General features: G+C 69.2%; 20 protein-coding genes. 11 read left to right on the top strand and 9 right to left on the bottom strand.

Going from position 1 to position 21,836, the window contains the following annotated elements; genetic code table 11:
* Positions 1–17 precede the first annotated feature (17 nt).
* The gene (locus ELQ90_RS09700; RefSeq protein ID WP_128495054.1) at positions 18–1,316 is read right to left on the bottom strand and encodes an aminotransferase class V-fold PLP-dependent enzyme; all 1,299 of its coding nucleotides are present in this window, start codon (positions 1,314–1,316) and stop codon (positions 18–20) included.
* A 198-nt stretch (positions 1,317–1,514) separates the two neighbouring features.
* On the opposite strand from ELQ90_RS09700, the gene ELQ90_RS09695 reads away from it, so the two are divergent.
* A complete protein-coding gene (locus ELQ90_RS09695; protein WP_128495053.1) occupies positions 1,515–2,201 on the top strand; it encodes a FadR/GntR family transcriptional regulator in 687 nt (228 codons plus the stop codon).
* A 31-nt stretch (positions 2,202–2,232) separates the two neighbouring features.
* On the opposite strand, the gene pnuC is transcribed toward ELQ90_RS09695, so the two are convergent.
* From pnuC to ELQ90_RS09665, 6 genes are all read right to left on the bottom strand, one after another.
* Positions 2,233–2,916 (bottom strand): nicotinamide riboside transporter PnuC, encoded by a 684-nt coding sequence (gene pnuC, locus ELQ90_RS09690; protein WP_128495052.1) that lies wholly within the window; start codon positions 2,914–2,916, stop codon positions 2,233–2,235.
* Between the two features lie 92 nt (positions 2,917–3,008).
* A complete protein-coding gene (locus ELQ90_RS09685) occupies positions 3,009–6,059 on the bottom strand; it encodes an alpha-mannosidase (RefSeq protein WP_128495051.1) in 3,051 nt (1,016 codons plus the stop codon).
* Between the two features lie 152 nt (positions 6,060–6,211).
* Positions 6,212–7,018: a carbohydrate ABC transporter permease gene (locus ELQ90_RS09680; protein WP_243696128.1), complete on the bottom strand. Its 807-nt coding sequence runs from the start codon at positions 7,016–7,018 to the stop codon at positions 6,212–6,214.
* 119 nt (positions 7,019–7,137) lie between these two features.
* Positions 7,138–8,082: a carbohydrate ABC transporter permease gene (locus ELQ90_RS09675; protein ID WP_128495049.1), complete on the bottom strand. Its 945-nt coding sequence runs from the start codon at positions 8,080–8,082 to the stop codon at positions 7,138–7,140.
* Positions 8,082–9,440, bottom strand: coding sequence for an extracellular solute-binding protein (locus ELQ90_RS09670; protein ID WP_128495048.1), 1,359 nt, complete (start codon positions 9,438–9,440; stop codon positions 8,082–8,084). The genes ELQ90_RS09675 and ELQ90_RS09670 overlap by 1 nt, the downstream gene beginning before the upstream one ends.
* Positions 9,441–9,617: 177 nt before the next feature.
* Positions 9,618–10,877 (bottom strand): ROK family transcriptional regulator, encoded by a 1,260-nt coding sequence (locus tag ELQ90_RS09665; protein ID WP_128495047.1) that lies wholly within the window; start codon positions 10,875–10,877, stop codon positions 9,618–9,620.
* Between the two features lie 177 nt (positions 10,878–11,054).
* Between ELQ90_RS09665 and ELQ90_RS09660 the strand changes: the two genes are divergently transcribed.
* The 9 genes from ELQ90_RS09660 (at position 11,055) to ELQ90_RS09620 (ending at position 19,277) form a co-directional block, all read left to right on the top strand.
* On the top strand, positions 11,055–12,278 hold the full coding sequence (locus tag ELQ90_RS09660) for an ATP-binding protein (protein WP_128495046.1): 1,224 nt from the start codon (positions 11,055–11,057) through the stop codon (positions 12,276–12,278).
* A gap of 65 nt (positions 12,279–12,343) precedes the next feature.
* On the top strand, positions 12,344–13,801 hold the full coding sequence (locus tag ELQ90_RS09655) for an APC family permease (protein ID WP_128495045.1): 1,458 nt from the start codon (positions 12,344–12,346) through the stop codon (positions 13,799–13,801).
* The gene (locus ELQ90_RS09650) at positions 13,788–14,693 is read left to right on the top strand and encodes an alpha/beta fold hydrolase (protein WP_128495044.1); all 906 of its coding nucleotides are present in this window, start codon (positions 13,788–13,790) and stop codon (positions 14,691–14,693) included. Before ELQ90_RS09655 ends, ELQ90_RS09650 begins: the two co-directional genes overlap by 14 nt.
* Positions 14,690–15,058, top strand: coding sequence for a YtxH domain-containing protein (locus tag ELQ90_RS09645; protein WP_128495043.1), 369 nt, complete (start codon positions 14,690–14,692; stop codon positions 15,056–15,058). The genes ELQ90_RS09650 and ELQ90_RS09645 overlap by 4 nt, the downstream gene beginning before the upstream one ends.
* Positions 15,055–15,321, top strand: coding sequence for a hypothetical protein (locus ELQ90_RS09640; RefSeq protein WP_128495042.1), 267 nt, complete (start codon positions 15,055–15,057; stop codon positions 15,319–15,321). The genes ELQ90_RS09645 and ELQ90_RS09640 overlap by 4 nt, the downstream gene beginning before the upstream one ends.
* A 93-nt stretch (positions 15,322–15,414) precedes the next feature.
* On the top strand, positions 15,415–16,536 hold the full coding sequence (locus ELQ90_RS09635) for a YihY/virulence factor BrkB family protein (protein ID WP_128495041.1): 1,122 nt from the start codon (positions 15,415–15,417) through the stop codon (positions 16,534–16,536).
* Positions 16,520–17,152, top strand: coding sequence for a DUF2231 domain-containing protein (locus ELQ90_RS09630; RefSeq protein ID WP_128495040.1), 633 nt, complete (start codon positions 16,520–16,522; stop codon positions 17,150–17,152). Before ELQ90_RS09635 ends, ELQ90_RS09630 begins: the two co-directional genes overlap by 17 nt.
* Before the next feature lies 1 nt (position 17,153).
* Entirely contained in the window at positions 17,154–18,110 is a 957-nt protein-coding gene (locus ELQ90_RS09625) for an SDR family NAD(P)-dependent oxidoreductase (RefSeq protein ID WP_128495039.1), read from the top strand.
* A 48-nt stretch (positions 18,111–18,158) separates the two neighbouring features.
* Positions 18,159–19,277 carry a DNA glycosylase AlkZ-like family protein gene (locus tag ELQ90_RS09620; RefSeq protein WP_128495038.1) on the top strand — a complete coding sequence of 373 codons (1,119 nt, stop codon included), beginning with the start codon at positions 18,159–18,161 and terminating at the stop codon, positions 19,275–19,277.
* On the opposite strand, the gene ELQ90_RS09615 is transcribed toward ELQ90_RS09620, so the two are convergent.
* Positions 19,228–20,151, bottom strand: coding sequence for a DNA/RNA non-specific endonuclease (locus tag ELQ90_RS09615; RefSeq protein ID WP_243696105.1), 924 nt, complete (start codon positions 20,149–20,151; stop codon positions 19,228–19,230). The genes ELQ90_RS09620 and ELQ90_RS09615 overlap by 50 nt on opposite strands.
* 135 nt (positions 20,152–20,286) lie before the next feature.
* Here ELQ90_RS09615 and ELQ90_RS09610 point away from each other — a divergent pair, with 135 nt between their 5' ends.
* Positions 20,287–20,847 carry a MarR family winged helix-turn-helix transcriptional regulator gene (locus ELQ90_RS09610; protein ID WP_128495037.1) on the top strand — a complete coding sequence of 187 codons (561 nt, stop codon included), beginning with the start codon at positions 20,287–20,289 and terminating at the stop codon, positions 20,845–20,847.
* A 13-nt stretch (positions 20,848–20,860) separates the two neighbouring features.
* On the opposite strand, the gene ELQ90_RS09605 is transcribed toward ELQ90_RS09610, so the two are convergent.
* Entirely contained in the window at positions 20,861–21,694 is an 834-nt protein-coding gene (locus ELQ90_RS09605) for an SDR family NAD(P)-dependent oxidoreductase (protein WP_128495036.1), read from the bottom strand.
* Between the last annotated feature and the right edge of the window lie 142 nt (positions 21,695–21,836).

The raw sequence follows: 21,836 nt of genomic DNA, 5'->3' as shown, positions 1-21,836 counted from the left end.
GGGAGAGAGGTGCGGGGTCAGGCCGTGAGGGGCGACGCGTCGGGGACGACGCGGGCGGCGACGCCGACGAACGCGGCGTCGGGATCGGCGGAACGCGCGGCGTGCAGAGCGGCGAGTGCGGGGACGCCCGACTCGACGAAGCGCGCGTAATCGTCCGCCGTGTTGTAGAGGTGGGCGGACAACCGGAGGAAGCCGCGGCCGCGCCATGACGTCGTCGCCGTCTGGAAGCCGAGGCGGGCGAGAGCGCGGTGCAGCACGTGGGCGTCGTCGGGAGTGCGCACGAGACCCGGCGGGAGTTCGACGAGCCGGAGCGCTGGAGCGTGCACGGGCACCTCGACGTGGGCGGCGAGGCCGGTCGCCTCCTCCAGGGCCGAGACGACGGCGGCCTCGGCGTGCGACGACAGCGCGGAGACGTACGCGCGCATCGTGTCCCAGCCGAAGAGGTCCTCGATCGTCCGCAGTGCGTGCGGCGCCGCGAGGATCGCGGTCAGGTCGACCGTGCCTTGCGTGTCGAAGCGCCGCGGGAACGGGTCGGGCGCTCCCCACGAATCGATGAGGGGGAAGAGCGCGTCCGTATCGGCGACGCGGGGCGAGACGACGAGTGCGGCCGTCCCCGACGGGGCGCACGCCCACTTGTGCAGGTTGCCGACCCAGTAGTCGGCGTCGATACCGTCGGCCGGGCGCTCGTAGAGGGCGGGGGCGTGAGCGGCGTCGACGAGGAGGGGGACGCCGAGGCGGTCGAGCCGCGCGGCGATCGCGGCGACGGGGAAGACACGGGCCGTCGCCGAAGCGATCTGGTCGACGATGACGAGCGCCGTGCGGTCGGTGGTGGCGTCGGCGATCGCGCCCACGACGTCGTCGTCGCTCGCGTCGAGGTCGATCGGTACGGTTGCGATCGTTCCGCCGACGCGACGGACGGCACGCTCGGCCGCCATGCGCACGGCGCCGTAGATGTGATCGGTGAGCACGATCTCGGCGCCGGGCTCGAGCGCGAGGGATTGGAGGACGACGGTCACTCCCGCGCTTGCGTTCGGCACGACGGCAGTCAGCTCGGCGGGGGTGGCGAGGAAGGCGGCGATGCGTTCGCGCGCCTCGCCGACGCGGATCGGAGCCGTGGAGAACCATGCGCCCGGTCCGGAGTTCATGAGCGTCAGGAGCGAGAGGTGGTGCTCGATCGTCGCCGTCGGCACGGCGCCGTAGGAGCCGTGGTTCAGGTGGATCACGTCGCGCGTCAGGCTCCACGAGTCGCGGGCCGGTCGACCGTCATGGGACAGGACGGCGGCGGGGGCAGGTGGGTGGTCGAGCGCGAGGGGCATGGATGAGCCTTCCCGGAAAGTCATCAGATGTCTTGGGCCCGATTGAGCTTACGGATACGGTAGTGAGGACGGCCGGTGTTGTAAACAATGGATTTCTCGAATGCTCACGTCCCGGGTCGTTGGAGCGGGCGGCGAGTCATCAGATGAGTCGTGTGGACTCGACTGCCTTTACGATGTGAGTCACACGAAAGGTCGCCCATGACGGTGATGAAGACGGCCCTCGACGGGCTCCGCCAGATGATCTCCTCCGGCGAGCTCGGACCGGGGCAACGATTCCCTCCGGAAGCGGACCTCTGCAGTCGTCTCGACGTGTCGCGGAGTTCGCTCCGTGAGGCCGTGCGCGTGCTCGACACACTCGGGGTCATCGAGGTGAGGCACGGCTCCGGCACCTACGTCTCGCGCCTCGATCCGGCCGACGTCGTGCGCGGTTTCTCCCTCACGGTGGACCTGCTCCCGCTCGACGGGCTCCTGCAGCTCTTCGAGATCCGTCGCGTGCTGGAGGGGAATGCGGCGGCCCAGGCCGCGGCGCGCGCGCCGGAGGGTCTCGTCGAACGCCTCACCGCGCTGTGCGACCGGATGGAGGCGAGCGGCGACGTCTCGGACGTCGCCGAACTCGACGACGAGTTCCACGAGGCGATCTCCGAGGCTGCCGGGAACCCGACCGTGACCTCCCTCATCGCGGTCTTCCGGTCGCGGGGCCGGCACTACAAGATCTTCGACTCCGACCCGTCGGCGCCCGTCAAACGCACGAGCGACGAGGGTCACCGCGCGATCGTCGAGGCGATCGCTCGGCGCGACCCCGCGGCAGCGACGGCTGCGGCCGCCTCGCACGTCGCACGCACCGAGTTCTGGCTGTCGACGTTGCAACCGGCACCCGAGAACTGAGCGACTCCGCGACTCGGATCGGAGGGTGCGGTCAGTTCTGGAGTGTCGGGTCCGGGAAGAGCGTCTCGACGCTCGGCTTCCGGCGGCGCGATCGGGCCCAGACGACGAAGCCGAAGAGCGTGAAGGCGCCGTAGAACACGTACATGAAGCCGGACGCGTAGTAGCCGGCGCCGAACAGCAGGGGGACGCCGACGAGGTCGACGGCGACCCAGATGAGCCAGAACTCGACCCAGCCCTTCGCCATCCCGTAGGTCGCGAGCAGCGAGCCGACGAAGATCCAGGCGTCCGCCCAGACGGGCTCGTACGAACCGAGCGCGCGGAACACCGGCGTGAGGATCGCCGTTCCGCCCACGAGTGCGACGAGCAGGAACACGCGGTTCCGCCAACCCGCCCATCGCGGTTCGACGGCGGTGCCGCCGTCGCGGCTCGCGGTGCGCCAGCGGTACCAGCCGTAGACGGACACGGCGATGAACATGATCTGCCGGCCGGCCTGGCCGAGCAGATTGACGGGATTCGGCGTGTTGAAGACGGCGCCGAGGAACACGGTGAGGAGGAGGACGTTGCCGACGATGCCGACAGGCCACGCCCAGACCTTGCGGCGCATCCCGCCGAGCGCGCTCAGCAGTCCGAAGACGTTGCCGAGGACCTCGCGCCACAGGATCGTCTGATCACCGATGCGCAGGTGCGCGTCGAACAGCCACAGTAAGAACTCCACGCCGCCCCTAACGCGCCACCCGCTCGAACCCTTCCCCCAGTGATTCGGGGATGGTGCGCGCAACTACGTGCACCATCCCCAAATCAATGCACTCAGGAGGGGGTGACGCCGTGGAAGCGGAGCGTGACGAGCTGGAAGGGGCGGAGGGAGAGGGCGAGCGCGTCGTCCGAGGCGACGAGCGCCGACGGCTCGACGTCGCGCTCGAGCAGGTCCGTCTCCGTGACGGACTCGAACGCGAAGCCCGCCGTCACGCGAGCGCGCGCCTTCGAGCCGCGTGCCTCGTACAGGCGCACGACGACGTCGCCGCTGCGGTCCTCCGCGAGCTTCACGGCCTCCACGACGACGGCGGGGTCGTCCACCGTGAGCACGGGCGCGATCTCCTCGGCGCCCGTGACCTCGCGCGGCGGCACGTTCAAGCGGTAGCCCTCCGCCGCGGCGTCGAGGACGTCGGCGCCGACGCGGATGGACGTGCGGAGCACGTGCCGGCCCTGGTCGGCGTGCGGGTCCGGGAACGTCGGCGCTCGGAGGAGCGACTCGCGCACGAGCGTCGTCGTGCCGCCGTCCCCGCCGCGATCGACCTCGCGCGTCGTCCGCGTGATGTCGTGGCCGTACGTCGAGTCGTTCGCGACCGCGACACCGTAGCCCGGCTCTCCCACGTGCACCCAGCGGTGTGCGCTCGTCTCGAACCGCGCGGCGTCCCACGACGTGTTCGCATGAGTCGGGCGGTTGATGTGACCGAACTGGATCTCGCTCGAGGCGCGTTCGGCGTGCACGTCGAGGGGGAACGCGAGCTTCAGGAGCTTCTGCCGCTCGTGCCAGTCGACGTCCGTGGTCAGGTCGAGCGTCGGACGATCCGCCGCGAGCGCGAACTCCTGCACGAAGGTGCTCTCGCCGCGCGAGCGTGTCACGCGGACGACCGCGCGTCGGGGGTCGTCCGAGACGATCTCCATCGAGTCGACTCCCGTGATCGCGGCGCCGTGCCGCTGGTAGTGCACATCGATGTCCCACGCGTCCCACTGAGCGGGGGTGTCGCGGTAGATCCAGAGCTGGCCGGCACGCTCACCGGGGGCCACGAGCTCGCGCTCGGCGACGACGTCGAACAGCGAGGAGACGAGCCCGTCGCCGTCGATGACGACGCGGAGGAGACCGTTGTCGAGGGTGATCGAATCGCCCGAGTGCTCGACGCGCACGCCGTCGGCGTCGGTCGCCTCCGACGCCGCACGGCCGCCGAGGGCGGGGACGCCGTCGACGCCGTAGGGACCGGCGTTCGCGAGCAGGACGTTCTCGCCGGTGCCCGCGAGAGCCGCGAGCGACCGCTCGATGATGCCCTCGAGCACTCCGGCGACGCGCTCGTAGTGCTCCTCGGCCACCTGGTAGACCCACGCGATCGAGGAGCCGGGAAGGATGTCGTGGAACTGGTTCAGGAGCACCGTGTGCCACGCCTCGTCGAGTTCGGCCCACGGGTACTCGAGCCCCGCGCGGATCGAGGCGGCTGTCGCCCAGAGCTCGGCCTCGCGCAAGAGGTGCTCGCTCCGACGGTTGCCGCGCTTCGTGCGGGCCTGCGACGTGTAGGTGCCGCGGTGGAACTCGAGGTAGAGCTCGCCCGACCACACGGGCGGCTTCGGGAGCTCGGCCTCTGCACGCTCGAAGAACGACAGCGGGCTCGCCATCTCCACAGTGGGGGAGCCCTCGAGGTTCTTCGTGCGCTCGGCCGCCGCGACCATCTCGCGCGTCGGTCCGCCGCCGCCGTCGCCGTAGCCGAAGGGCACGAGCGACGTGTTCGCGTCGCCCTTCTCCTTGTACTGCCGCTGAGCACGGTGCAGGTCCTCGGCCGAGAGGACCGCGTTGTACGTGTCGACGGGCGGGAAGTGCGTGAACACGCGGCTGCCGTCGATGCCCTCCCACGCGAACGTGTGGTGCGGCATGACGTTGGTCTCGTTCCACGACGGCTTCTGCGTGAGGAAGTACCGGGAGCCGGACGCCCGCACGATCTGCGGCATGGCGGCGGAGTAGCCGAAGGAGTCGGGCAGCCACACCTCGGGGGTGTCGATGCCGAACTCACGCAGGAAGAAGCCCTTGCCCGCGACGAACTGGCGCGCCATGGCCTCGCCTCCCGGCAGGTTCGTGTCCGACTCGACCCACATGCCACCGACGGGGACGAAGCGGCCCTCGAGCACGCGTTCCGTGATGCGCGCGAAGAGGTCGGGGTAGAACTCCTTCATCCACGCGAACTGCTGGGCGGAGGAACACGCGAACAGGAACTCGTCGTTCTCGTCCATGAGCGCGAGGACGTTCGAGAAGGTGCGCGCGCACTTCCGGATCGTCTCGCGGACGGGCCAGAGCCACGCCGAGTCGATGTGGGCGTGCCCGACGGCGACGAGCCGATGGGCCGACGCGTACGCGGGGGAGGCGAGGAGGGGCGCGAGGGCGTCGCGCCCGGCCTGCGCGGTGCCCGCGACGTCGTCCGGGTCGACGGCGTCGATCGCACGCTCGAGTCCGCGGAGGATCTCCGCTCGCCGGGGCAGCTCCTCGCCGAGCTCGCGCCACAGGCCGTCGAGCGTCCAGATGTCCTGGGCGAGCTCCCACACCGTGACGTCGCGCAAGGCGACGTCCATGATGCGCGTTCGGTAGAGCGGCTCGTCACCCGACGTCGCGAGGTCGCCGAGGGGGGTCGGCGCGTACACCGACTCGCCCTGCACGTCGGGGTTCGACGCGGCCTCGACGTAGACGTCGATCGAGTCGCCCGGGCCGACGCGGAGTGGCACGGCGTTATTCATCGGCTCGACGGCCTTGACGATGTTCCCGTCGGCGTCCCACACGAGTCCCTCGGCCTGGAAGCCCGGGTGCCCCTTCACGAAGCCGAGGTCGAGCACGAGTTCGACCGCGGTGCCGTCCGTGCTCCAGTCGGCCGGGACCGTGCCCGTGAGGTGGAACCACGTCGTGCCCCACGGCCGGCTCCACTCCTCGCCGACCGTGACGGGTCGGAACTCCTGACCGACCGCTTCCGCGAACGGCACGGGTTCTCCCGGCACGTCCCACGCGGTGACGGTGAGCGGCTCCCGCTCACGGTAGAGGGCCGGGGTCACGCGCTCCGACACGAAGCGGCGGATGCGGAGGTCGACGAAGCTGACGGGATCTGGCATGAAGAGGTTTCCTTCTGTGGGGGACGTCGACCTGTGGTCGGCGCGCCGAGGCGGGCGGGCGTGCGGGCGGTGCGGTTGCGGTGGTGCGGTTGGGTGGTGCGGGATCCGGCGATGCCGGGGTCATGGTTCGTCGGAGGAGATCGAGCCGAGCGTCAGCCCTTCACGGCGCCGGCGAGAGCGAACGAGCCGCCGCCGAGTCGTGTCACGAGGACGTACAGAGCGAGTACCGGCACCGAGTAGAGGAGCGAGAACGCGGCGAGCTGCCCGTACGCGACCGATCCGTACTGTCCGAAGAACGAGAAGATGCTCACCGCGGCGGGCAGCTTCTCGGGGCTCAGCAGAAGGACGAACGGGATGAAGAAGTTCCCCCACGTCTGGATGAAGACGAAGATGAACACAACCGCGATGCCGGGCCGCATGAGCGGAACGACGATCGCGCGGAGCGTGCGCATCGCCGAGGCGCCGTCGGTCCACGCCGCCTCCTCGAGGGAGATCGGTACGGAGTCCATGAAGTTCTTCATCATCCAGATCGCCATCGGAAGCGATGTCGCCGCGAGGAACAGGATCGTGCCGGTCATGTTGTCGATGAGGTTGAACGCCACGAAGAGCGCGTAGACCGGCACCATCATGGCGGTGATGGGCAGGCACGTCCCGAACAGCACCCCGTACAGGAACGGCTTGTTGATCCGCATGGAGTACCGCGAGAGCGGGTACGCCGCGAGGATCGCCGCGAACACCGTCACGACGGCGCAGCCCGCGGAGAGGATGAAGCTGTTCGTGAGCGGGATGAGCGAGGTCTCCGGAGTCAGCACCGTCAGGAAGTTGTCGAAGGACGGGGCCTCCGGCCACTTCACGGACAGGCTCGCGCTCGCGTCGAGCGAGGCGAGGACGAGCCAGACGAGAGGGAGCAGGAAGACGATCCCGATGACCACGAGCACGATGCTCGAGAACCACCGCATCGCCCGGCCGCGGGGAGCGGCGATGCTGAACTCCCGCTTCGCGTCGGCCGTCGTGATCGAGCGCGTCGTCGTCGGCGCCGCGGCGAGAGCGCCGTCCACGGTCGTGTTGCTCGCCATGGTCAGTCCACCTCCGGCTTGAGAGCGCGGATGTAGAGGACGCCGAAGACGGCGCCGACGAGCAGCAGGATCGTCGCGATCGCGGTGCCGAAGCCGAGCTCGCCGAAGCGGAACGCCTCCTGGTAGGCGAGGAGCGGCAGCGTCGTGCTGTCCGTGCCGGGACCGCCGCCCGTCATGACGAAGATGAGGGCGAAGACCGAGAGCGTCTGAAGCGTCGTGAGCATGAGGTTCGTCGAGATGCTGCGCCGGATCATCGGAACGGTGACGAGCGTGAAGCGCTGCCAGCCGCGAGCGCCGTCGACCTCGGCCGCCTCGGTGATCTCGGGCGGCACGTCGTTGAGCGCCGCCGTGTACACGAGCATCGAGAAGGCCGTCCCGCGCCAGATGTTCGCGAGGATCACGCACAGCATCGGGAACACGTAGAGCCAGTTGACGCCGGGGATGCCGAGCCCCGTGAGCATCGTGTTGAGCGTTCCGCCGTCGTTGAAGAACGCGTACGCCGCGAACGACGCGACGATCTCGGGGAGCACCCACGCCGTGACGACGATCGTCGAGACGATGACGCGCACGGGTTTGTGCGACGACTGCATGAGCACGGCGAGTCCGAGACCCAGCACGTTCTGCCCGATGAGCGCGGAGGCGACGAGGAAGACGAGGGTGAGCAGCACGGACTTCGGGAAGTCGGGGTCGGCGAAGAGGCTCGTGTAGTTCTCGAGACCCACGAACTCGGCGTTGGAGGCCGACGCACCGCTCAAGGACGAGTCGGTGAGCGATCCATAGAGCGACGAGATCACGGGGCCGAGCAGGAAGACGCCGAGTAGGACGATCGCGGGCAGGAGGGGGGCGCTCCGCAGGATCGTGCGCCCGGGGCGCCGCTTCCGCTGCACCGGCCGCCCGGCCCTGGGTGCGCTCGGCGCGCCCAGGGCCGTCGGAGCGGTGGTCGTCATCAGCTCGACGCCGCCATGGTGTTCTCCTCGCCGACGATGCCGATGACCGCCCTGTCGTACGTGGCAGCGGCCTCCTCCGGCGTCTGCTGTCCCGTCATGACCGACTCCATCGCGACGGTGATCTCGGCGGAGATCTTCGAGTAGTCCGAGTTCGCCGGGCGGAAGTGCGTGTCGGCGACGAGCTCGGAGAAGAACCCGAAGGTCGGGTTCGCGTCGGTGTACTCGGGGTCCTCGGCCACGTCGGTGCGCACGGCGACCTGGCTCGCGGCGACGTCGTAGCTCAGCGAGTTCTCCTGGTTGAGGGCGGTGCTGATGAAGTCCCACGCGGCGTCCTTGTTCTCCGATCCGGCGCCCATGGCGAGCGTCCAGCCGCCCGACATGCTCGTGCGTCCGGGTTCCTGGCCCTCCTGCGTCGGCATCGCGGCGACCTGCATGACCTCGGACCATTCGGGCCACGGTGCCGACCCGGTCTCGATCCAGGTGCCGCTCGCCCAGGAGCCGTCGAGGCTCATCGCGAGGGTCCCGCCCGGGATCCACTCGCTGTTGATGGTCGTGCCGATGTTCTTGTCGAGTGCCTGCTGCGGTGTCGGTCCGAGTCCGCCCTGGTAGATGTCCTCGATGAAACCGAGCGAGTCCTCGAAGCCCTGCGAGCCGAGGATCCACTTCTGCTCCTCGGAGTCGAAGAGCTCGTCGTCGGTGCCCGAGAGGAGCATCTGGAAGCCCTGCATCGAGGCGCCCTCCGACTGGCCCTTTCCGGAGTAGATGTTGAAGGGGATGATCTCGGGGTCGTACGCCTTGACGGCCTCCGCCGTCGCGAGGATGTCGTCCCACGTCTCGGGTGCCCACGGGACCTCGACGCCCGCGGCGCTCAGGACGTCCTGGTTGTACCAGATGGCGCGCGTATCGGTCCCCATGGGGATGCCGTAGATCTTGCCGTCGTCTCCCGCGCCGGCCTGGCGGGCGTTCTCGGGGAACTGGTCCCAGTCCTCCCACTCGGCGATGTAATCGTCGAGAGGCGCGAGGTACCCGGCCTCGACGTCGGTCTTCACCATGAACGTGTCCTCGTACATGACGTCGGGCGCGGTGGAGGGGGAGCGGTTCATGAGGGCGAGCTTCGCGAAGTAGTCGGCCTCTTGCGCCTCGATCGGGACGAGCTCGACGGTCATGCCGTCGTTGGCCTTCTCGAACTCCTCTTTGACCTTCTTCATGTGGGCGTCCATCTGCGTGAACTGCCCGAACTTCTGGTAGGCGACCTTGAGGGTGTTCGAGTCCCCGCCCGAGTCGCCACCGGCACATCCGGAGAGGGCGAGTGCGGAGGCCGCTGCGACGGCGACGACTCCGAGATAGCGCTGTTTCATGGTGCTCCTTTGCTCCACGACCGTTCCCGGCTGTCTGGCGTCATCGCCACAACCCGCGGCCTCCGTATATGTAAATCGTTTGGAGTAACCCATGTCAAGACAAAATGCTGAACCGTGACGGGAACGCAACCGTCCGACCCCCAGCCCGTCGATGGACACCTCAGGGACCGTTCTGGGTCAGCCCGCGATGAGGAGCGCCGACGGCCGCGGCGAGAGAGTCTGATCGAGGACGAGGCAGCCCGCCCCGACGGCCGCGACGTCCTCGCCGATCGTCGAACTCTCGACGGCGACGGGATGACGCGGGATGAGTGCGGGGTCTCCCGCCACGAGCGCCTCGATCCGTTCGCGCAGGACGGGAGCGATGCGTCGCCAGAAGGGTCCGCCGCACACGACGTGGTCGATGTCGAGGAGGTTCACGACCGAGACGAGGGCGCGGGCGATGTGGGTCGCGGCCTCCTCGCAGATCGCGACGGCCCCGGCGTCACCGCGGCCCGCGGCGGCGGCGAACTCCGTGAAGCGCCGGTCGGTCTCGTCGAAGTCGATGTGCTCGGCGGGCCCGTCGAGCGGGGTGTCGACCGAGGCCGTCGGCCCGAGGACTCCCGCGGTGACTGCGCGCTGCACGAGGCGGTAGGGAACGACGAGATCGCCGACGCAGCCGCGCCGCCCGCACCCGCAGACGGGTCCGTCCGCCTGCACCATGAGGTGTCCCATGTCCCCGGCGTTGTCGCTCGCGCCGCGGAGCACGTCGTGGTCCACGACGAGCCCGATGCCGATGCCCGTGCCGTAGTAGAAGAAGGCGAAGTTGTCGCGGTCCTCGTCCGAATCCACCCAGAGTTCCGCGACGGCGGCGGCGGTCACGTCCTTCTCGAGCACGACGGGGAATCCCGTCGCCCTCGCGAGCGCCTCCCGCAGCGGCACGTGCTGCCAGCCCTCGAGGAGCGGCGGGTCGAGCAGGATGCCCTGCGCCGAATCGAGCGGCCCCGGGGCTGCGATGCCGACGCCGAGGACGCGCTCCGGCGCCACGCCCTCGCGGGCGAGCAGAGCCCGCACCTCCTCGGCCATGACGGCGATGACGGTATCGGGGTCGGCGGCCGACGGCGTGAGGGTGCGGTGATCGGCGACGACGTCGCCGGCGAGGTCGAGGAGCGCGTACGTCACGACCGTCGGGTCGAGGTGCACGCCGACGGCGTACCGGCTCGTGGTCACGAGTTGGAGGAGCGTCCGCGGCTTGCCCGGTCCAACGATGAGTTTGCCGCCCTCGCGCACGAGCCCTGTGTCGAGCAGTCGCCGCGTCACGTTCGACACGGTCTGCGCCGACAACCCCGTGTCGGAGGCGATCTCGACGCGGCTCAGCCCGAGCGGCGCTCGCCGGATGACGTCGAGGACGACGGCCTGGTTGTAGTCGCCGACGGCGAGCAGGTTGTGTCCTCTACGCAAACGAGATGCTCCCTCCCGGACAACGACGTCCGGGCTCGAGCCGCTCAGCAGGCCCTGACGTTCTCACATCATGGGCCATCGAGGCCGTCTGGGGGCGGACGACCGCCCCTTTTTGGGGTTTTAGGGGACTTTATTAATTTCTCAAAAAGCGTTCTAAATGCTCTAAACTCTCGACCTATGGAGAGCATCGACAACCCGTACACACCCAACGCGGGCGCCTCTCCTGAGGTGCTCGTCGGGCGACAAGATCAGACGTCGGCGTTCGATACCCTGCTGCGGCGCCTGAGCCGGGGAAGGTCCGAACAATCGATGATCGTGACGGGTCTGCGAGGCGTGGGCAAGACGGTACTCCTCAATGAATTCGTCGATATCGCCTCGCGGGCCAACTGGGAGATCGTCGAATTCGAGGCGAACAAGCACGACGACCGGCATTTTCGCCAGACGATGTTTTCCCAATTGAAAGCAGCGTTGTTGCGCCTCTCGCCACGCGATCGATGGAGCGACCGCGGCCGACGGGCGGCTGAGGTGTTGAGCGCGTTCGCCGTATCCGTCGACCGTCAGGGAACGTGGTCGATGTCGTGGGATATCCCACCCGCTGAAGGATATGCCGATCACGGTGACCTGGGAATGGATCTCACCGACGTCCTCGTGGCCATCGGAGAGGCAGCTCGGGAACAGGAAAGAGGGCTCGTTCTCCTGATCGATGAGGTCCAGTTCCTCCGTGCCAGTCAACTGGAGGCCCTGATCCAGGCGATCCACAAGACCGTTCAGAGGAAGCTGCCGGTCACCTTCGTCGGAGCGGGCTTGCCGCAGATCGCCGAACTGGCCGGTGACGCGAAGTCCTATGCCGAACGGCTCTTCACGTTTCCCCGCATCGATTCGCTCGACGGCGACGAAGCGCGCCAAGCGCTCACCGAACCCGCCCTGGCCGAGGGTGCGGTCTTCGACGACGATGCCGTCGACCTCGCCATCGAAATCACGAAGGGGTATCCCTACTTCATCCAGGAGCTCGGATATCAGGTGTGGACGGTCGCAACGGCCCATCGCATTCACCGCGAAGACGTCGTCAGCGCGCGGGAAGCGTATGACGTGAAACTGGACAGCTCGTTCTTCCGAGTACGTCTCGATCGAGCGACGCCACTGCAGACCGCCTACATGAGGGCGATGGCAGAGCTCGGGCCCGAGGCTCAGAAGGCGTCGGAGGTCGCCCGCCTCATGGGACGCGATTCGACCCAGATCGGACCCACTCGAGCGGAACTGATCGAGATGGGCCTGTTGTACACGCCCGAGCACGGCTATGCGGCATTCACTGTGCCCGATTTCGACACCTTCATGCTCCGAGCCGTTCCCGTTTTGGACGTGCCGCCACTGCGGCCGCGACGGCTGCGGACCACCGAGTAGCCGGCGTCCTCCGAGGACTACACGTCTCGAGGGGGCCGCGATAGCGATCCGTGTGGCCAAACGCAATGCCACGCGCGGTGACTGCACGTTCGCCTACGCTCTCGCGAGTGAGTACGACCGACGACACTGCAGACACCCACCGCGCTGGCCCGGAGGGCGGTGCTCTCAAACGCGACATCACCGGGAAGCTCCTCTTCCTCTTCATCCTCGGTGACGTGCTGGGCGCGGGCGTCTACGCGCTCGTCGGCACGATCGCGGCCGAGGTGGGCGGGGTGACGTGGGCGCCGATGATCGTCGCGCTGCTCCTCTCGCTCCTGACGGCGGCGTCCTACGCTGAGCTCGTCACGAAGTATCCGAAGGCCGGCGGATCCGCCGTCTTCGCGCAACGCGCGTTCCGCTCGTCGTTCGTCTCGTTCCTCGTGGGCTTCAGCATGCTGGCCGCGGGGATCGTGAGCGCCGCCGGGCTGTCCCTCGCCTTCAGCGGCGACTACCTCGGCACGTTCATCGACGTGCCTCCCGTGCTCGGCGCCGTCGTGTTCCTGGTCGCCGTCGCCCTCCTCAACGCCCGGGGGATCAAGGAGTCGATGCGCACGAACCTCGTCATGACGCTCATCGAGACCTCCGGACTCGTGCTCGTCGTCGTGACGGCCGCGATCCTCCTCGGAGGAGGCGGCGGCGACCTGTCACGAGCGGTGACCTTCGCGGAGGGCGTCGATCCCGTCTTCGCCGTCTTCGGTGCGGCGATCCTCGCCTACTACTCCTTCGTCGGCTTCGAGACGTCGGCGAACGTCATCGAGGAGGTGCGAGACCCGTCGCGCGTCTACCCGCGCGCGCTCTTCGGCGCGCTCATCGTCGCGGGCGTCATGTACGTCCTCGTCGGCACGGCGGCGTCGATCGCCCTGCCCGCCGACGAGCTGGCCGACTCCTCCGGGCCCCTCCTCGACGTCGTGGCCGCCTCGGGCGTCGGTGTGCCGGCGTGGCTCTTCAGCCTCATCGCGCTCATCGCCGTCGCGAACGGCGCGCTCCTCACTCTCATCATGTCGAGCCGGCTCGCGTACGGGATGGCGCAGCAGCGGCTGCTTCCGTCGGTGCTCGGCCGTGTGCTTCCGAAACGGCGGACGCCCTGGGTCGCGATCGTCGTGACGACGGCCGCCGCCATGGCGCTCGCCTTCACGGGTGACGTCGCGACGCTCGCCGAGACCGTCGTCCTCCTGCTTCTCTTCGTGTTCCTCAGCACCAACGTCGCGACCCTCGTGCTCCGTCGGGAGAAGGTCGAGCACGAGCACTACCGCGCCTGGACGGTCATCCCCGTGCTGGGCGCCCTCTCGTGCGTCTTCCTCCTCACGCAGCAGAGCGGCGAGGTGTGGTTGCGGGGCCTCCTGCTCCTCGCGATCGGCGCCGTCCTCTTCGCGATCACGGCACTCGCCCGGAGGGCGTCCGGGCGAGGCGGCGCGCGGCCGACCAGCGAAGCCGCTCCCGCGGGCGCGACGCACGGGGACGGGAAGGCGGATGCCGACGCGTAGCAGCTCGCCGCACGCCGCCGCACGAGGACGTCGTCGCGGGTGGGGTCGCTCCGCCAGGGAGAGGCTCGAGCTCTCGAGCGGCCTCGTCGCCGACATCATCGACACGGGTGCGCCTGCCGGGCTCCTCGCATCGACCGAGCCTGCCGTCCTGCTCCTCCACGGCATCGGTATGACGTCGGCGAGCCTCGAGCCCGTCGCCACGGCGCTCGCCGCGACCCACCGGGCCGTGTGCGTCACGCTACCGGGCTACGGCGGCACGCCGCGGCCCCGCCACGGGCTCTCCATCGAGGATGACGCCGCCGTGGCGGCGGAGATCGCCGATCGGCTCCATCTGCGCTCCCTCATCGTGGTCGGCCAGTCCATGGGCACGCAAGTGGGCGTCGAGCTCGCCCGTTCCCGCCCCGACCTCGTCGCCGGCCTCGTCCTCATCGGCCCCGTCGTCGACGACCGGCACTCGCGCGCGATCGATCAGGCCGTCGCCCTCGCGATCGACAGCACTCGTGAACGACCGCTCGCGAACCTCATCGTGCTCCGCGACTATCTCCGCTGCGGGCTGCGCTGGTACCTGAAGACACTGCCCGCGATGCTCGGGTACTCGACGATCGACCGCGCCGCCGGGGTGATCGCCCCGACGATCGTGGTGCGCGGAGCTGGCGACCCGATCGCGGGGGAGGAGTGGGTTCGCCGCCTCGCGGGAGCCTTCCCCGACGCTCGCGTCGCGACCCTTTCCGGCGCCCACCACGTGCAGCTCGTCGTGCCCGATGACGTCGCCGCGCTCATCCGCGCCCTCGCGAATGACCGATCGGCCGCGATCCGTCAAGGGCATGCACGCTTCGGCACGAGCGACCACGATGGCAACACAACGACACTCGAGAGAAGGAGCAACGCATGAAGGCGAAGTTGATTTTCCTGGCCGGTGCCGCCACAGGATTCGTGCTCGGTTCCAAGGCGGGCCGTGGGGCGTACGAGAAGATCAAGGCGAAGGCCACCGAGACGTGGGAGGACCCGAAGGTCCAGAAGGGCCTCGAGACCGCCGGCGAATTCGTCTCGTCCCAGGCCCCCGTCGTGGGACACAAGCTCCAGGACGCGGCGTCGACCGTCGCGAGCAAGGTCAAGAAGAACAAGGGCTCCGACGACTCGTCGGGCGATGACTCGTCGAGCGACTCCTCGTCGACCGGTGGTACGAGCAGCGTCGGTGGCGGCTCGTCGAGTGACAGCGGTGACGTGACGCCGGGCTCGGCAGCAACGGACCGATGACCGGCGCGGGAGACGCTGCGGCAACACCGGCCGGCGCGTCGATCCCACAACTCAATCTGGATCTGGAGCGCGCTCGTCTCGAATTCCGCGAGACGATCGGCGCGATCGAGGAACGGATGAACATCGCGGCGCGCTTCCGCCGCTGGCGCGAAGACGCCACGGGAGCAGACCGCGCGTTTCCGGCCGCGATCGCCGCAGGAGCGGCGATCGCGGTCGTGGCCGTGATCGGCATCGTCGGAGCCGTGCGGTCGCACGCACGCTGACGCGTTCCGGCACTGACGCGTCCGGCACTGACGCGTCCGGCACGCACGCCGACGCGTCCGGGACAGACAACACTCGCGAGAGGGGCAGAGGCCATGGCGGAGGACACCGCAGCAACGAAGGAGCGCACGGCACCGGATCCGGACGATCCGCGCAAGCCGGACGACCCGACGGACATCCACAAGCCGACGCTCATGTACGTGCTGAAGAAGACTTTCCGCGAGTTCAACGCCGATCAGTGCACGGACCTCGCGGCGGCCCTCACGTACTACGCCGTCCTCGCGCTCTTCCCCGGGCTGTTGGCGATCGTCTCGATCCTCGGGCTCTTCGGCGCAGCGGAGCAGACGACGGACACGGTCCTCGCGATGGTCTCGAACCTCGCGAGCGAGGACGCCGTCGCGGCCCTCCGCGGCCCGGTCGAGCAGCTGACCTCCGCCCCGGGCGCCGGCCTCGCTTTCGTCACCGGTCTGCTCGGCGCGCTCTGGTCGGCCTCCGGGTACGTCGGTGCATTCGGACGCGCGATGAACCGCGTCTACCAGGTCGACGAGGGGCGCCCCATCTGGAAGCTCCGCCCGACCATGCTCGGTGTGACGGTCTTCACCGTGATCCTGCTCGTCGTCGGGGCGCTGATCCTCGTCCTGAGCGGCCCCGTCGCCGAGGCGATCGGCGATGTCATCGGGCTCGGTCCCGCCGCGCTCGCCGTCTGGAACATCGCGAAGTGGCCGGTGCTGATCGTCATCGCGATCGTCGTCATCGCGGTGCTCTACTACTGGTCGCCCAACGTCAAGCAGCCGAGATTCCGGTGGATGAGCCTCGGTTCCGTCCTGGCGCTCGTCGTGTGGGCCGTCGCGACCGTCGCCTTCGGGTTCTACGTCGGCAACTTCGGCAACTACAACGCGACCTACGGCTCCCTCGGTGCCGTGATCGTCTTCCTGCTGTGGTTGTGGATCACGAACATCGCGCTGCTCTTCGGCGCGGAGTTCGACGCCGAACTCGAGCGTGGTCGCGAGCTGCAGGCGGGCATCGCCGCCGAGGAGACCATCCAGCTCCCGCCGCGCGACACGAAGCTCAGTGACAAGAAGGCGGACCAGCACGCGAAGGACGTCCTCGACGGCCTCAAGCTGCGCACCTCCCATGGAAAGACCCCGCCGGAGGACGACTCCTCCGCGAACCACGACGAGAAGCAGGAGAAGAAGGCCCATGGCCGGAACGACTGACGAGAAGTCCTCCCCGAAGACCCCGAAGACGATCACGGGACGCGCCGTCCCGAGCGCCGTCGGAACAGTCGACGCCACGATCGACACGCCGGAGTCACCGGCGGAGTATGTGGGCCGGGCGCGGGCGAAGCGGCCTCGTATCGCGCTCGCCGGTCCCTACGGCCACCCGCTGCACGCCGTCGTGATCACTCTGCCGATCGGCGCGTGGACGGCGAGCGTCGTCTTCGACATCATCGCGTTCTTCGTCGACGACTCGAGCGCCTTCACTCTCGGGGCGGCCGTGCTCGTGGCCATCGGCCTCGTCGGGGCCGCGGCCGCCGCGCTCCTCGGCTTCCTCGACTACAGCCAGATCCCGGCCGGGACACGAGCCCGCGGCGTCGCGACCGTGCACATGGTCGCGAACCTGTTCGCGATGCTCCTCTTCGCCGTGAGTCTCGTGGTCCGATGGTTCACGGGCCTCGACGAGATCTCCGTTCCGGCGTTCATCGTGAGCCTCGTGGCCATGGCGATCGTCGGGGGATCGGGAGCGCTCGGAGGCGAGCTCGCCTACCACTTCGGAATCCGCGTGGCCGACGAGGACGAGCAGGCCCGCATCTTCGGTGCACGGAGGCGCTGACATGGGGAAGCGCTCCGGTCAGGTCGTCGTCATCACGGGGGCCTCGAGCGGCATCGGCCGCGTGACGGCCCATCGCTTCGCACGTGAGGGCGCCCGACTCGTGCTCGCGGCGCGCTCTGCGGAGAGCCTCGAGGAGGTCTCGGCCGAGTGCCGCGCCCGCGGCGGGGAGGCGCTCGTCGTCGTGACCGACGTGTCGGACGAACGGCAGGTCGACGCGCTCGCCTTCGCCGCGAACGCACACTTCGGACGCATCGACGTCTGGGTCGCGAACGCCTCGGTGTTCAGCTACGGCGCTTTCGAGGACACTCCTCCCGACGTCTTCCGGCAGGTGATCGAGACGAACCTCTTCGGCGTCGTCTACTCAGCGCGCGCAGCGCTGCCGTTCTTCCGCGCGCAGGGTCGGGGGAGCCTCGTCATCACGAGTTCGCTCTTCGGCAAGGTGACCGCTCCGTACGTCGCCCCCTACACGGCGAGCAAGCACGCGACGTTCGCGCTCGCACAAGTGCTCCAGGAGGAATTGAAGGGGACGAAGATCCGCGTCAGCGTCGTGCTGCCCGCGACGATCGATACCCCGATCTACCAGCATTCGGCGGATTCACCCGGTGTGGAGATGCATCCGCTGCCGCCGCTCGTGACGCCCAAGCGTGTCGCCAAGGCGATCGTGCGCGCCTCCCGTCCGCACGGGCCGCGCGCCAAGGTCGTGGGAAGTGCGCAGGGTTCGCTGATCGCGTTCAACGGCCTCGCCCCGGAGACCTACAAGCGCACCGTGCGGCCCGCGATGCGCATCCTCGGCATGCGCCGGACGGACTCCCCGCAGAGGTACGGCAACGTGTTCGAGGCCGGGGGCGCGACGAACAGCGAGACGGGTGGATGGGCCAAGCACCGCCGCCGGCGCTTACTGCTCGTGTCGGGCGGCGCCCTCGCCCTCGCCGCCGCGGTTCGCGCGCTGCGCTCCTGACGCGGATCCGACGCACCGGTCGCGCCGACGCTGGTCTAGGGTGGCGGCGTGACTCCTCACCGGTTGACGATCACAGAGGCGCGCCGGATCGCCGTGCGGGCGCAGCTCCTGTCGGGCGAGCGTCCGGACGACCTCCTCGAGGTCGTCCGGCATCTCACGTTCGTGCAGATCGAGCCGACCGCGCCGATCGCTCCCACCGCCGACCTCGTGCTCTGGAGTCGGCTGGGCAGCGACGTGTACCAGGAAGGCGACCTTCTCGACGAGTTGGAACGAGGAGACACCCTGTTCGAGCTGTCCCTCCTGGTGAGGCCCATGGAGGACCTCGCCCTCTTCCGCGCCGCGATGGCCGAGCCTGCACAGCACGAGTCGACGCGACAGTGGCTCCAGGACAACCGTGAGTTCCGCGAGGACATCGTGTCCCGACTCGAGCTCGACGGCCCGCTCATGGCCTCGGAGATCGCCGACACGAGCATCGTGCCCTGGACGTCGAGCGGATGGAACGCGAACCGCAACGTCATGATGATGCTCGAGTGCCTCGCAGCGCGCGGCGAGGTCGCGGTGGCCGGCCGTCCGGGGCGTGATCGGTTGTGGGATCTCGCAGGGCGGCGCTACCACTCGGACATCCCTGCGCTGCCGGTCGAGGAAGCGCTCGCGGTGCGGGCGGACCGGAGGTTGCGCGCTCTCGGGATCGTCCGGAACGCGACGCCGGAACTGCCGATCGAGTCGGTCAGGGTGGGGGACGCCGGTGAGCCCGCCGTCATCGACGGCGCACCCGGCGAATGGCGCGTCGACCCTGCGGCGCTCGGGCGGTCCTTCGGGGGTCGCACGGCGCTCCTCTCGCCGTTCGACGCGCTCATCCGCGATCGGAAGCGTATGGCCGCGCTGTTCGGCTTCGACTACGCCCTCGAGATGTACAAGCCGGCGGCGAAGCGGCGATGGGGGTACTACGCCCTGCCGATCCTCCACGGTGATCGCCTCGTCGGGAAGGTCGACGCGACGGCCGATCGCGCCGCCGGTCGTCTCGTCGTCCACGCCGTGCACGAGGACGAGGGATTCACGCGCGAGGTCGCCGACGGAGTGGAGCGGGAACTCGACGCCCTGGCCCGATGGCTGCGGCTCACCCGGTCGTCGGAGGGACATTCCGGTCCTCTCGCCGGGCGAGCGTGATCTCGTTCCAGGAGACCAGCTCCCTCCAGACCGGAAGTTCCCGTGGCGGGACGGCTGCGGGAACGGGCTCGAGGACGTCGGCGTCGGAGAGCGCCCCGACCTCGAGGTCGGCGATCTCGGCCACATCGCGGACCGGGACCTGGAACGTCCGGAACGGACCGAGTGGCGGAGGGGACGCGAGCGCCCCGAGGTCGACGTCCGACAATTGCGGCGACTGGTCGAGGAGGAAGGCTGCGGCGCGGAGCGCCGGCGCCGCGGCGGTTCCGTGCCCGGCATCGCCCGCCGGGCCGGTGGTCCAGGCCGCGATCTTCCAGAAGCGCAGCGGGATGCGCGTGCCGCGGTAGAGCGGGTCGTCCGGTCCGAGAACAGGTCCAGTGAAGACCGAGAGCAGCAGGCCGTTCGCCTGCGCGTAGGCGAGCACATGGTCTTCGAGCCCCACCCACAGTTCCTTCCCCTGGTTGAAGTCGGCCGCTTGCGGCGCCGCGTTCGTGTAGCAGAAGGTGTCGAGGTTGGCGGCAGCGGCCTCGGCCGGATCACCCCACACGGGATCGCGGCGGCGAACGAGGTGGCCTCTGTCGAGGTCGTTGCGGGCGTAGACCTCCGGTCCCGTCTGCTCTTCGACCGGGACGCGGTCGTCGAGGTGCCAGTCGTCGCCGCGGCCCACGTCGATGATGCGGGCACCGTCGATGTTCACGCCCGTGACGGCCGCGAGGCGGCGACCCGGATCGAGCGTGACGGTGAAGTGCGTGTAGGCGAGCACGCGCACGTCGGCGCTCGACCGGGGTGACGGCAGGGCGAGGGGGACACCGAGGAAGTCCTCGTCGTACCCGGTGGGGGTGGGCATCGAGGCGGACGCGGCCGGGGGAGTGGTCATGCACGACAGTGAATCAGGAGGGACCGACGTCCGCGTGAACGGCGGGCTGCTGGTCGGTGCTCCTGCGGCCTCGACGGCTCCGCAACCCCTCGGGTGATAGAACAGGCCGTCTAGCCTTCCGTCTACACTGTGGGGATGACTGAGCCGAGCGACCCGTCCTCCGGCTACTGGTACGGACAAGAACGCGGCGTGACCGGCGCCGTCGATGTACTCAACGCGCTCCGGCGCTATCGGCAGTCCGAGACCGCCATGCGCCGCCGCACGCGTGAGTCGATGAAGATGGGCGAGACCGATCTCCTCGCGCTCCAATTCCTCCTGCGCCGGGCGAAGGAGGGCGTCCCGATCGGACCGCGCGACCTCTCCGCCTACCTGCAGATCTCCTCGGCCTCCACGACGGTGCTCATCGATCGGCTCGTGCGCTCCGGCCACGTCGAGCGCCAGCCGCACCCGAGCGATCGCCGTGCGCTCCTGCTCGTGCCGACCGTGGCGACGGACGACGAGGTGCGCCAGACCCTCGGACGAATGCACGCGCGGATGCTCGCTGCGGCGGAATCGCTGCGTCCCGACGAACTCGAGACGGTCGTGCGCTTCCTCGACGGCATGCGCGACGCGGTGGACGCCGTCGACCCCCACGATCCCCCGAGCGGAGCAGACACCGCGGCTCGCAGCGAGACGTCATCGCCCCGCCGCCGCTGATCGCGCGGCAGTGTCACGTCGGCAGGCCGACGCGACGCGCGCTCTCCTCCCACAAGCGCTCAGCGAGCATGCCGTCGTACGCCTGCATGCTCGTCTTCGTGATCGACCGCTTCTCGTAGTACTCGCCCGGTTCCCAGTCCGTGCGCGGTGTGCTCGTCGAGAGCCACACGAGCTGCTCGGCTCCCGTCTCGGGGCCCTGGAGGAGGAGATGCCGCAGCGGCGTGCGGTAGATCAGTCGCATGAGGCTCGTGGTCTCGGCGGCGAATCCCGTCGCGATGGTCCCGGGGTGGAAGGCGACCGCCGCAAGCCCCTGCCCGCCGTACCGGCGCTCGAGCTCGCGCGTGAAGAGGATGTTCTCGAGCTTCGCGTTGCCGTAGGCGCGATTGGCCGAGAAGCCGCGCTTCGTGTCGAGATCGTCGATGTCGAGCTTGCTGAACACACGGGCGGCCGCGCTCGATGTCGCGACCACGGTGGCTCGGCTCGCGAGCAGCGTGTCGATGAGGAGGTTCGTGAGGAGGAACGGCGCGAGGTGGTTCACCTGGAAGGTCTTCTCGAACCCGTCGACCGTGCGGGTGCGGTCCCCGAAGACGCCACCGGCGTTGTTGGCGAGGACGTCGATGCGCGGGTAGCCGTCGGCGAGTGCAGAGGCGAGCTCCCGCACCTGCGCGAGGTCGGAGAAGTCGCACACGAAGCGATCGGCGCCGATCTCGTCCGCCACGGTGTTCGTCTTCTCGGGCGACCGCCCCACGATGACGACGGCGTGGCCATCGCGCGACAATCGACGGGCCGCGGCCGCTCCGATGCCGTCGCTCGCTCCCGTGATCACGATGGTCCGTCGGTCCGTCATGTCGCCGCCTCGTCGTCGAACGCGCGACCGAGGCGTCGCGCGAGCCCACCTTACGACGACTCGATCGACGCGGCCGGGGCGTTGAAATCGAGGCGGGCTCAGTTATTGCGCGCGGCCCTCGAACGGGGGACGATGGACGGGC

Source organism: Labedella phragmitis, assembly GCF_004078635.1.
In the GTDB taxonomy this organism is placed as follows: domain Bacteria; phylum Actinomycetota; class Actinomycetes; order Actinomycetales; family Microbacteriaceae; genus Labedella; species Labedella phragmitis.
Note: the sequence above shows the minus strand (reverse complement) of the source record. Positions and strands in the feature narration are given on the sequence as shown.